This window comes from Nocardia sp. NBC_01377 (assembly GCF_045040005.1).
In the GTDB taxonomy this organism is placed as follows: Bacteria; Actinomycetota; Actinomycetes; order Mycobacteriales; family Mycobacteriaceae; genus Nocardia; species Nocardia noduli.
In genome coordinates, this window is the sequence record NZ_CP109566.1 from 4677364 (window position 1) to 4691455 (window position 14092).

The window sequence follows — 14092 nt, forward strand, 5'->3', positions numbered from 1 at the left end:
GAAATCCGAGTACGGGGGAAGTCGGTCCGTCAACGCGACCGCGTGCGCAGCGCGGGCCGCGCCCGCCTGTTCGGGTTCTCCTCGATCGTCGTCGCCACCCCGGCGACGGTGGGAGCTCCGAAGAAGGCGGCGACAGGGACTTCCGTCTCGAGGACCGCGCGAATGCGGTTGAGCAGGCGGGTGGCCAGGAGTGAGTGGCCGCCGAGTTCGAAGAAGTTGTCGTCGAGGGCGACATGAGACACACCGAGCACCTCGGCGAAAACCTCGCACAGGATCTTCTCCTGCACCGTCACCGGCTCTCGACCGGACGCACCCGCCCGGCGATCGGGAGCCGGCAGCGCCCGCCGATCGAGTTTCCCGTTGACGGTCAACGGCAGACTTTCCAGAACGACCACCGCGGACGGAACCATATGGGCGGGAAGCACTCCGGCGACGTGCGCTCGAATCTGCGACGAATCCACCTCGCCACAGCCGTCGACCGCCGTGACATAGGCGACGAGGCGTTTGTCTCCGGCGCGATCCTCCCGCACCATCGCTGCGGCCCTGTCGACCGAAGGATGTGACAGCACAGCGGATTCGACCTCACCGAGTTCGATGCGGAAACCGCGAATCTTGACCTGATCATCGGCCCTGCCCAGGTACACGAGGGTGCCGTCGGCTCGCCACCTGACAAGGTCGCCGGTGCGGTACATCCGTGCGCCGGAAGCGGCGAACGGATCGGCGACGAACCTGTCGGCGGTCAACGCGGCACGATCGAGGTATCCGCGCGCGAGCCCCGGGCCGGACACATAGAGTTCACCCGCGACGCCGGAGGGCGTGAGTTGCAGGTGCTCGTCCAGCACGTAGGTGCGCAGGTCGCGGAGCGGCGCCCCGATCGAACTCGCGGCGGTCGCTTCCCGCCCGATACTCGATTCCGATATCACCGAGTAGGTGACGTGCACCGTGGTCTCGGTGATGCCGTACATATTGACCAGCTGCGGCGCGGTGTCACGGTGTCGTTCGTGCCATGCGCGGAGCCGGGCGGGGTCGAGGGCCTCACCACCGAAGATCACGGTGCGTAGCGCCAGTCTCTGTTCCAGTTCCGGCGTGTGGTCGGCCGCGGCCAGCAGTTGGTAGAAAGCCGATGGGGTCTGGTTGAGGACGGTGACACGCTCGTCGACCAGGAGCGTGAGGAAATCGGCGGGCGACCGGGTCGTGTCGATCGGTACGACGACCAGGCGCCCGCCGTGGAGCAGCGCACCCCAGAGTTCCCAGACCGAGAAGTCGAAGGCGAAGGAGTGGAACGCCGTCCAGACGTCGTCCGCGCCGAAGCGGAAATGTTCGGCGGCGGCGGTGAACAGCCGCACCACATTGGCATGCGGAACGGCGACGCCCTTGGGTCGGCCGGTGGACCCTGACGTGTAGATCACGTAGGCGGCGTTCTCCGGCCGCGACGTCACTGCCCGGTGATCCGCCCGTATGTCGGAGTCCGCGAATTCCGCGAGGGCCGTGAGTGTCTGATCCGCATCGATCCGCACCGTCGGCAGCAGGTCGGTGCCGCTCGGCGATGGCATGCCCTGGTGGGTGATCAGCACGGCAGGGTCCGCGTCGCGAAGAATGTAGGCGACGCGTTCGGCGGGGGAATCCGGGTCGATCGGCACGTACGCGCCACCGGCCTTCAGTACCGCCACGATGGCGACCACCAAGTCCACCGACCGTGGTAATTCCAACGCCACCAACGACTCCGGCCCCACGCCTCGCGACACCAACAGCCGCGCCAAGCGATTCGCCCGCGAATTCAACTCGCCGTAGCTGAGCGCTATCCCCTCGCACACCACCGCGATCGCACCCGGATCACGAGCCACCTGGGCTTCGAACAACTCCGATATCGTCGCGGCGGGCGCGTCATGGGCGGTGCTGTTCCATCGGGACAAGATCATCTCTCGTTCGGCGTCGTCCAACACGCCGACCCGACCGATCCGGATATCCGGATCGGTCACCACGCGCCGCAGCACTCGCACCAAACGGCCTGCCAACGCTTGCGCGGTCATACGGTCGAACAGGTCTACCGCGTATACCAGCGAACCCGACAAGCCTGTCGCACCAGCGGCGTTCACAGCGGCACCAGCACTCGCATCCGCATGAACGGCCGCATTGTTCTCGGCGAAGGTGAAGGCCAGATCGAACTTCGCCGCCACCTCGTCTAATTCCAACCCGGAAACCGTCACACCCGGCAACTCCAACGAGACCTCGCCCGTATTCTGCACAGCCAGCATCACCTGGAACAGCGGGTGCCGGGCCAGCGAACGCGTCGGGGAGAGTTCCTCGACCACACGCTCGAACGGCACATCCTGATGCCCCAACGCCCCCAGACTCGCCTCACGAACCCGACCCAACACGGCCCTGAACGTGGGATCACCCGACAGATCAGTCCGAATCACCAACGTGTTCACAAAGAAACCGACCAGATCATCGAGCGCCTCGTCCGTACGACCCGCCACCGCGGTACCGATCGGAATATCGAAACCCGCCCCCAAACGAGACAGCAACACCGCCACACCCGCCTGCAACACCATGAACACCGTCACACCCTCGGACCTCGCCAGATCAACCAAACCCCGATGAAGAGCGGCATCAACCCGCAGATCCACCTGCGCGCCAACATGACTCGCCACAGCCGGACGAGAACGATCAACCGGCAGCACCAGTTCCTCGGGAGCACCCGCCAACGTTTCACGCCAATAGGTGAGTTGTTCCGACAGCACACTCTCGGGATCGCTGCTCGTACCGAGTAATTCGTGCTGCCACAACGTGTAATCCGCATACTGCACAGGCAACGGCACCCACCCCGGTACATCCCCACCAAGGCTCCCCGGAGAGCGCCCGGCAATTCTGGCCGAATACGCCACCGCCACATCACGAGCCAACGGCGCCATCGACCAACCATCCGCCGCGATATGGTGCACCACCAGAACCAACACATGATCCTCCGCACCGACCCGGAACAAGCACGCACGCAACGGCAAATCGACCGACAGGTCGAACACCACCCGAGTCGCCTGGCCGATCGCGCCCGCCAAATCCCCCTCCACGACCTGCGCCACCGGAAGATCCACACTCACCGATTCCATCGGCAGAATCCGTTGACAGGCAACACCATCCACCGACGGGAACACCGTCCGCAGCACCTCGTGCCGACCGACCACATCCCGGATCGCCGACACCAACCCGCCCCGATCGAGAGTCCCGGTCAACCGCAGGACAAGCGGAATGTTGTACGCCGAGTTCGCGTTCTCGAATTCCGACAGGAATCGCAACCGCTGCTGAGCAAACGACAAAGGCAGAATCTCCGGACGCGGCCCCGCCACCAAACGCACCCTCGACGAACCACTCACCTCCCCCAACCGACCTGCCAACCCCGCCACCGTCGGCACATCGAACAACACCCGCAACGACAACTCCACACCCAAAACCACCCGAACCCGCGACACCAACCGCGTCGCCAACAACGAATGACCACCCAAATCAAAGAAACTCTCATCCACCCCCACACCCGAAACACCCAACACCTCACCAAACACACCACACAAAATCTCCTCCACCACCGACACCGGACCACGACCCGACACCTCGACGGCACGATCCGGAACAGGCAACGCCCTACGGTCCAACTTCCCGTTTACCGTCAACGGCAACGACTCCACGACCACCACCGCCGAAGGCACCATGTACTCCGGCAATACCCGCCGCACGTGGTCACGCAACTCCACCGGCGACGTCGGCCCAAGGTCTGCCACGGCGTAAGCGACCAGACGCTTATCCCCTGGCACATCCTCACGCACCACCACCGCAACCCGCCCCACCGACGGATGCGACAACACAGCCGACTCCACCTCACCCAACTCGACCCGAAAACCACGCACCTTCACCTGATCATCAACACGACCCAGAAACTCCAACTCCCCATCGACCCGCCACCGCACCACATCACCCGTCCGATACAACCGCTCCCCCACACCGAACGGACTCGCCACGAACCGCTCCGACGTCGAACCGGGACGACGCACATACCCACGAGCCAACTGCACGCCGGCCAGATACAGCTCCCCCGGCACCCGAACAGGCACGGAGTTCAGGAACGCGTCCAGAACGAAGACGCGGGTGTTCCATACCGGGCCGCCCATCGATACCGCCGAACCCCGAGTTTCCTCCGACGACAGCGCGGCGGTCACGTCGACGGAAGCCTCGGTCGGCCCGTACAGATTGAAGAACAAGGATCCGGGCAGTGCCTCCACGAATCGGTCGCGAACTTCCACCGAGAGGGCCTCGCCGCTGGCGAAGACCGCGCGCAGTCCCGAACACGTCGCCGCACCGGGATCTTCCAGGAACGCTTGCAGCATCGACGGGACGAAGTGCACGACCGAGACCCGCTGCGCGCGGATCAACCGGATCAGATAGGCCGGTTCGCGGTGTCCGCCCGGGCGTGCGACAACGAGTGTCGCGCCCTGTGACAACGGCCAGAAGAACTCCCAGACCGAAACATCGAAACCGGAGGGGGTCTTCTGCAATACCCGGTCGGGCACGCCGAGCGGATACTTCTCCTGCATCCAGGCCAGCCGGTTCACCACACCACGGTGCGACACCACCACGCCCTTGGGACGACTGGTCGATCCCGAGGTGAAGATCACGTACGCCGGATGATCAGCCGACAACACGCCCCGCTCGATCGGCGTCAGATCCGAATCCCCCAACTCGGCGAGCCGCTGCCCCGACGACCCCAACGACAACACCGACACCCCCGCCGGAACCTCCGACACCACCCCTTCCCCCACCACCACAACCCCCACACCCGCATCACCCAACATCGACCCCACACGCTCGACCGGATACTCCGGATCCACCGGCACGTACGCCCCACCTGCCTTGAGCACCGCCAACAACACCACCACCAATTCCACCGACCGCGCCACACACACCCCCACCGACACCTCCGGACCGACACCCCACTCCACCAACAACCGCGCCAGACGATTCGCCCGCGAATTCAACTCCCCATAACTCAGCACCGTCCCCTCACACACCACCGCGATCGCAGCCGGATCACGCACCACCTGAGCCTCGAACAACTCCGGCACCGTCGCCGCCGCGACCTCACGAGTCGTGGCATTCCACCGGGACAAGATCGTCTCCCGCTCGGCGGCGTCCAATACATCGACCCGACCCACCCGAATATCCGGATCGGCGACCAACGAACCCAGAACTCGCACCAGACGGACCGCCATCGCCTCGGCGGTCACCGCATCGAACAAATCCGTCGCGTACACCAATGAGCCCGACAGACCTGTCGCACTTCCGCTCCGCACGGCACCCACGTCGGCGACCGCACCGGCATCGTCAACGCCGCCGGAAGTCGTTCGCGCACCGGTACCTCCGATGGCAACTGCACCGGGGTCGGTAAAGGCACGGACACCGGCAGCGTTGATCGCATCGACACCGCCAATCGAACCCATGCCCGCGTTGCCGCCCGCACTCGCGTTGTCATCGGCACCAACAGCAGCGGTGATGTTCTCGGCGAAGGTGAAGGCCAGATCGAATTTCGCCGCCACCACACCGACCCCCACCTGGGAAACCGCCACGCCCGGCAACTCCAACGAGACCTCGCCAGTGTTCTGCACAGTCAGCATCACCTGGAACAACGGATGCCGAGCCAACGAACGCGTCGGAGAAAGCTCCTCCACCACACGCTCGAACGGCACATCCTGATGCCCCAACGCCCCCAAACTCGCCTCACGAACCCGACCCAACACCGATTTGAAGGTGGGATCACCCGACAGATCGGTCCGAATCACCAACGTATTGACGAAGAAACCGACCAGATCATCGAGCGCCTCGTCCGTACGACCCGCCACCGGAGTACCGATCGGAATATCGAAACCCGCCCCCAGACGCGACAGCAACACCGCCACACCCGCCTGCAACACCATGAACACCGTCACACCCTCGGACCTCGCCAGATCAACCAAACCCCGATGAAGAGCGGCACCGACCCGCAGATCCACTTGCGCACCGACATGGCTCGCAACGACTGGGCGAGAACGATCGACCGGTAGCACCAACTCCTCCGGAGCACCCGCCAGGTTCTCACGCCAATACGCGAGTTGCCTCGACAGCACACTCGCGGGATCACCACTCGTGCCGAGCAATTCGTGCTGCCACAGCGTGTAGTCCGCGTACTGCACCGGCAACGGCACCCACGACGCATCCCCGCCGAGGTCCCCCGGAGAGCGCCCGGCAATTCTGGCCGAATACGCCACCGCCACATCGCGAGCCAACGGCACCATCGACCAACCATCCGCAGCGATATGGTGCACCACCAGAACCAACACGTGATCCTGCGGACCCACCCGGAACAACGACGCACGCAACGGCAGGTCCACCGACAGGTCGAAAACGAACGCCGACGCCTCGACTATCTTCTCGGACAGCCCGGATTCGACGACATCGATCACCGGCAAATCCACGCTCACTGAATTCGGAGACAGAATCTGTTGGTAAGCAACACCATCCGTAGCTTTATACAGCGTTCGCAACACCTCGTGCCGACCGACGACATCGCCCAATGCCGCCCCCAGGGCGTAGCGATCCAGTAGACCGGTCAACCTCAACACCAAGGGAATGTTGTAGACGGTGTTCGCCGCCTCGAACTCCGACAGAAACCACAACCGCTGCTGAGCAAACGACAACGGCAACACATCAGGACGCGGACCCGCCACCAAACGCTCACGCGACGAACCACTCACCTCCCCCAACCGACCTGCCAACCCCGCCACCGTCGGCACATCGAACAACACCCGCAACGACAACTCCACACCCAAAACCACCCGAACCCGCGACACCAACCGCGTCGCCAACAACGAATGACCACCCAAATCAAAGAAACTCTCATCCACCCCCACACCCGAAACACCCAACACCTCACCAAACACACCACACAAAATCTCCTCCACCACCGACACCGGACCACGACCCACCCCAGCCCGCACACCGAAATCAGGCGCGGGTAATGCTTTCCGATCCAACTTCCCATTCACCGTCAACGGCAACTCATCGACCACTACCACCGCCGACGGCACCATGTACTGCGGCAACCGCTTCGCCACAAAAGTATTCACCTCACCGTGCACCGGCGGCACCGCCGGATCAGCAGCCACGACATAGGCGACCAAACGCTTATCCCCCGGCACATCCTCACGCACCACCACCGCAACCCGCCCCACCGACGGATGCGACAACACAGCCGACTCCACCTCACCCAACTCGACCCGAAAACCACGCACCTTCACCTGATCATCAACACGACCCTGATACGTCACCGCACCATCCAGCCCACGCACCGCGAGGTCACCGGTGCGATACATTCGCTCGCCCCGCGCACCGTACGGGTGTGCCACGAACCGCTCGGCGGTCGCACCGGGCCGGTCGAGGTAGCCGCGGGCCAATTGCACCCCGGACAGATACAGCTCACCCGTGACGCCGGGTGGCACCGGCCGCAGCGCGGCGTCCAGCACGTAGGCCCGCGTGTTCCACAGCGGGTGGCCGATCGGCGGAACACCCGCTGATCCGGTGAGCGGCGCACTGGCCAAGGACGCGACGGTCGCTTCGGTCGGCCCGTACACGTTGAGCATCAACCGATCTCGGGACCACAGTCGCGCGGTTTCCTCGGTGCAGACATCACCGGCGATGATGAGCGTCAGACCGGGGGGAAGTCCGCCGTCGGCGGCGAGGACGGGCAATACCGCGGGGGTCAGCGTCGCGTGTGTGACGCCGGTTTCGGTCACCAGGCGGGCCAGCGGAGCTCCCGGTGTCAGGTTCTCCTTCGTGGCCAGGACGAGGGCGGCCCCGGCCAGCCAGGCCGGCCACATATCGGCGACGGAGGCATCGAAACTCGGGGACGCGAACTGGAGGAGGCGGCTGTTCGGGCCGATGGCCAGCCGGGCGATGTGATCCGCCGCGAGGTTCGGGACTCCTCGGTGCGTGACGACGACGCCCTTGGGCCGCCCGGTGGAGCCGGAGGTGTAGATGACGTAGGCGGGGTGGTCCGGTAGTAGGGCTCGGATCAGGTCGGTAACGGCGCGCGGTTCGACATCGCGCACGGCGTCGAACGACAGGTTCCTCGTTCCCACCGGGATCGGCACTTCGACAAGAGTTTCCGGTTCGGCGATCAGGATGGCGGGCGCGGCATCGTCCAGCAGTCGAGTGATGCGGTCCGCGGGGTATTCCGGATCGATCGGCACATACGCGCCACCGGCCTTGAGAACCGCCAGCAAAGCGACGACAAGTTCTACCGATCGCGGCAGTGCGAGCGCGACGAAAACCTCAGGTCCCACGCCATTTTCGACCAGATGCCGGGCCACATGATCGGCGCGCGCGTTCAACTCCGCGTAGGAGATCTCGGTTCCCTCGAAGACGACGGCCACCGCGTCCGGCGTCCGGGCCACCTGCGCTTCGAACAGCACGGGCAACACATCCACGGAAACATCTCGGGCGGTCGAGTTCCATTGAGCGAGAACAATATCGCGCTCGTCCGCGCCCATGACGTCGATTCGGTCGACCGGGTGTGCGGTGTCGTCGGCTTCGAGTGCGTCGGCGAACCGTTCGGCGGTGGTGGCGATCAGGGCGCAGACCCACTCCGGGGAGATCGGGGCGGCGGCCTGGACGGTGACGGCGAACCCGTCGGTGGTGTCGTCGATGATCACCGAGAGGGGGTAGTTGGTGCGTTCCCGCGTGCGCAGCAGTTCGATGCCGTCCAGCACGCCGGTCGAACCGTGCGCGAGGTGGTCGCTGTGCCGGTAGTTCAGCAGCGAGGTGAACAGTGGCATGCCCGGCGGCAGGTCGCCTGTTTGCTGGGCGAGGGATAGGGGTGCGTGTTCGTGAACGATCAAGTCGGCCAGTTGTTCCTGAACGCGACGGAGGGCGTCGCCGATGCCGGTGCCGGCGATGTCGATACGCACCGGCAGGGTGTTGATGAACAGGCCGGGGACGCGGTCGCTGCCTGCGCCCGCGTTCATGCGACCGAACAGCACCGTGCCGAAGACCACGTCGTCGCGGCTGCTCGCGGCGGCCAGCACTCGCGCCCAGACCAGATGGAAGAGGGCGGCCGGGCCGACCCTGTGGCGGCGGGCCTGTTCCCTGATCCGCCGAGCCGGTTCCGCGGCGATGGCGCGACGGGATTCGGTGATGCCCGAACCGTCCTGGCGGATATCGAAAACCCCGAACGCGGGCGAGGTCTCGCTCAGGTCACCCAGCAGACGGGAGAAGTACCGGCGCTGCTCGTCGACGCCGACCGAACGTGTGTGGGCGACGAAGTCGCGGTACGGGATCGGCTCGGGTAGCGCGCCTTCCTCGCCGCTCATGAACGCCGCGACCTCTCCGAGGACGATCTCGAGCGAGGTGAGGTCCTGGAGCAGATGGTGGACCTGCACCAGCGCCAACCGTCGCGCGGACCCCGGCTCGGGCACCACGGATACGTGCAGCATCGGGGCCAGGCCGATATCCATCGACGTGGGACCGGCCGCGATGAGCTGTTCGACGGGGTCCGTGCCCACCGCTACGATATCCGGCTCGATCGCCGTCACCGGAACGGTCACGGCCCGGGTGACGACCTGAACCGGTTCGCGCAACCCCTCCCACATCACCGAGGTGCGCAGCACATCGTGGCGCTCGACGACTCGTGACAGCGCGAGGAGGAAAGAATCGAACCGTTCGCCCGAATCGAACCGCAGCACAGCGGGTATGACGTACACATCGTCCGCGCCGCTGCCGCGCGCCATCACATGATGGAAGTGGATACCTTCCTGCAACGGAGCGAGCGGGTAGATGTCGACAAGGTTCGCCGCCCCGCCGGGCACCCGCGCGAGGATGGTTTCGAGTTCGGCGCCGGTCAACTCGACGAGCGGGAGCATCTCCGGCGTGATCGCCGTACTTCCCGGCGCGAATCCGCGCGGCGGGACAACCACGTCCTCGGCCCCTGCGGCCGCCGCGAGCGCCGCGGGTGTCGGACGACGGAACAGGGACCGCACATCCACGCGCAGACCGCGGTCGCGCAACCTCTCCACCAGCGACACCGCCATCATCGAGTGGCCGCCCCACTCGAAGAAGTTGTCGTCGACCCCGACCTCGGGCACACCGAGCGCCTCGGCGAAGACCGCGCAGACGATCTCCTCCCGCGGTGAGGTCGGACCGCGCCCGGTCCCATCGGTCGGGTAATCCGGGGCGGGCAGGCCCCGACGGTCGAGTTTCCCGTTCACCGTCAGCGGCAACACCTCGAGCACCGCCACGGCCGACGGCACCATGTGCTGTGGCAAACGTTGTGCTACAAAGGTATTGATTTCATAGGGCGACGGCGGGGCCGTCGGGTCGACAGGTACGACGTAGCCGACAAGGCGGGTGTCGCCGGGGCGGTCCTCGCGCGGTACCACCGCGGCCTGGGCCACCGACGGATGCGACAGCACCGCCGCCTCGACCTCACCGAGTTCGATTCGGAAGCCGCGGATCTTGACCTGATCATCGGCCCGGCCCCTGTACATCAGGGTGCCGTCGGCCCGCCATCTGGCGAGATCCCCGGTGCGGTACATCCTTTCGCCCGGCCGACCGAGGGGGTCGGCGACGAAACGTCCCGCGGTCAGGGCCGCCCGGTGGTGGTACCCGCGCGCCAGACCCGCTCCCGCCACGTAGAGTTCGCCGTCGACGCCGGGGGGCAGCAGCCGCAGACTCGGGTCGAGAACGTAGGTGCGCAAGTCGGGAAGCGGAACTCCGATCGAGCGCGCGGAACTCGCCCCGTTCAGCGCGGCACAGGTGACATGCACGGTGGTTTCAGTGATGCCGTACATGTCGACCAGCTGCGGCACGTTGTCCGGGTGGCGTCGATACCACCCTTCGAGCCGCCCCGGGTCGAGTGCCTCGCCACCGAAGACCACCTGCCGCAACGCGAGTGCCCGCTCGAGGTCTGGACGGTCGGCGCAGGCGGCCATCAGCTGATAGAAGGCCGACGGTGTTTGATTGAGTACGGTCACGCCCTGGCGCACCAGCAGTTCCAGGAAGTCGGCGGGCGAACGCGCCACCTCCAGCGGTACCACGACCAGGCGTCCGCCGTGGAGCAGCGCTCCCCAGAGCTCCCAGACCGAGAAGTCGAACGCGAAGGAGTGGAATCCGGTCCACACATCGTCGGCGCCGAACCGGAACCGGTTCTCGACAGAGGTGAACAGACGCACCACATTGCCGTGGCTCACCGCCACCGCCTTCGGGGTGCCGGTGGATCCGGAGGTATAGATCAGGTAGGCGAGGTTTTCCGGCGCCGACGTGCCCGCGCGGTCCGCCGCACCGAGGTCGGAATCGGCGAAACCGGCGAGCGCGGCCGTGGTCTCCTCGGCGTCGATGAACACCGTCGTGAGCCCGGGCGGCACTACAATCGTATTCTGTTGCGTCACAATAACTTGCGGCACAGCATCGGCCAGCGTGAAAGCGATGCGCTCGGCCGGGTATCCCGGGTCGATCGGCACATACGCACCTCCCGCCTTCAACACCGCGAGCAGCGCCACGACCAGGTCGATCGACCGGGGCAGCGCCAGTGCCACCAACCGCTCCGGCCCGACACCCGCCCGGACCAGCAGCCGGGCCAGCCGGTTCGCCCGCGAATTCAATTGCCGGTAAGCGACTTCGACGTTCTCGCACACCACCGCGACCGCGTTCGGGGTGCTCGCCGCCCGCGCTTCGAACAACTCGCACAGTGTCGCGGCGGGAGCGGTGTGCTCGACTGCCGACCATCCGGCCACCAACCGGCGACGATCGTCGGCACTCATCAGGGTGGCCTCGTGGAGCCGGTCCCCTGCCACCGTGTCCGCCAGCCAATTCAGCACGGTCAGGAATTGCGTGGCGATGTTTTCGATTTCCGCGTCGCCGTAGAGGTCGGGATGCGCATCGATGACGACCGTCAGACTTTTGTCCGCGGCCCGGTCATAAACCGATATCGACAGGTCGTTGAAATTGATTCCGCCGAGTCCGTGTACAGCACTGGAATAGTCGCCGAATGTCAGGTTGTAATCGAAGGAGATAATGTTCACCAGCAGGGAGAAAAGTCCGCCGCGACCCACGAGTTTCTGGTCCCGGAGCATGTCCTCGTAGCGGTACCGCTGGTGCCGCAACGCGTCGCGCATACCCCGGTGGACCTGTTTCACCAGGTCGGCGACGGTCCCGTCCGGGAGTACGCACAGACGCAGCGGGACGATGTTGGCCGTCATTCCGGGCACATTCCGCAGCCCGATGTCCCGGCCGAGTACCGGCACCCCGATGACGAGGTCGGTCTGCCCGGTGACCCGATGCAGGAAGACCGCACTCGCCGCGAGCGAGATACCGGAGATGTTCGTGCCCAACCGGCGGGCCGACCGTCGCAGCCCGGCGGCGGTGTCCGGGTCGATGGGTAGCGTGTGCCGCCGCATCTGGTGCGGTGTGTCGGAAGGCTCGCCACCACTCGGGCTCACCGTCTGCGGCCGACCCGAGAGCCGCTCCGCCCAGTACGCGCGGTCCGACCCGAATTGCGGCGACACCCGGTAGGCCGCATCGGCATCCATCAGTACGGTGCTCGACGGCGGCGGGTCGCCCACGCCGGGCCGACCGGCCGACAGCGCCGAGTACACCTCGGCCACGCGGGCCGCGATCAGGGATCCGGCGAGGCCGTCACCGATGATGTGGTGGGTGCGCTGGTACCACAGGAACAGATCCGGCCGCACCCGGAAGATCGCCGCGGTGAACAGTTCACCGTGCCGCAGGTCCACCGGACGGCGCATATCGGCCAGCATCCAGCTCCGCGCACCGGCCATCGGGTCCGCTGCCGCACTGACGTCGAGCACGTGGAAGGTCCAGTCGGGGCGCCGGTCGAAGAACTGCCGAGGAACCTCGTCGGCGGAGCCTTCGAACCGCAGGTGCAGGCAGTCCACTTCGCCGGCGGTCGTGCGCACAGCGGTTTCGAACAGCGCGATGTCCACCGGGCCGCGAATCTCGATGTACTCGCCCATGTTGAAGACGGGATTGCCCGGCTGCAATTGTTGCGCATGCCACATTCCGAGCTGACCAGCCATGAGCCCCCAACGCACGTGACTCTGTTCAGACATTCACACCTCGGCAAGAATTGCGCCCGACACCATACGAGCAGGCGAATAGATAATCAGAGAAATCTTCCTGTAATAGACGTGGAGCGGCCCAATGCGTGGTGCACGGCAGATGTGCGAAAGATGTACGGGTCGTGAAATAGCCAGTAACGGGACCCGTTCGCCCCGTCTCCGTACACCGACATCGGGGCGCACCCACTTGCTGCGACAGTTCACAGGGAACCACGGGACAAGGTGAGCCCTCGGCGATCGGTCCTGGGGAAGTATCTGCGGGACAGGGAGTTCCAGTGGTCACTGCCGCTGCCGCCGACCAACTGAGCGGATCTCCGCGGCTCGCGCCCAGACTGAATCACCGACCTCGCGCCCCTTCACCGAGGCACCCGATCGGGGCAATTCGCCCCTGCGGGAACAGGCTTCTGCCGATCACGCGCAGATTCCCGATGCCAGCCTCCGACGCGCTCGTGCGAAACTCGCAGATACAGAATGGGTCCTCGGCATCGACCACTCGGGCATTGTGACCCCGTCGCGATTTCGATGCTGGTCTGCGGGCGATCCCATCCGATGGGCTTCGTTCGGTCAACTCACGTGAAGTGCCGCAGAATGCGTCGGAACGGTTCGCAGGCAGCGTGGCTGGAACGCACCGTTCCAGCCATTGACCGCTCCCGGTCACGCAGAGTCTCGACGCCGCGGGTGCCCCTCCGGGTATCCCACCGCGCTCGATTACGGGAGTAGGTCCATGTCGACGATCGACATGGACGCACCGAAGGTGTTACAGGCATTGACGTTCCGGTTCGGCTCCGACAATGTCGTCCCTTGCCGTGTATCAGTTGCATTGCGGCAGATCATGTTTCAGCTGGTGTGCGACGTGTCGACACTCTGTCAGTGCGAACTTCGCATTCAGCCACCCGGCTACCTACTCGACCACCTTCGGATGGTTGCACCGCTTGTTC

The 14092-nt window shown here is 65.4% G+C and carries 1 protein-coding gene; it reads right to left on the minus strand.

Annotation, left to right across the window (positions count from 1 at the left end; all coding sequences use genetic code 11):
• Nucleotides 1–29: 29 nt before the first annotated feature.
• Nucleotides 30–13145, minus strand: coding sequence for an amino acid adenylation domain-containing protein (locus tag OG225_RS21515; RefSeq protein ID WP_405176987.1), 13116 nt, complete (start codon nucleotides 13143–13145; stop codon nucleotides 30–32).
• Nucleotides 13146–14092 lie beyond the last annotated feature (947 nt).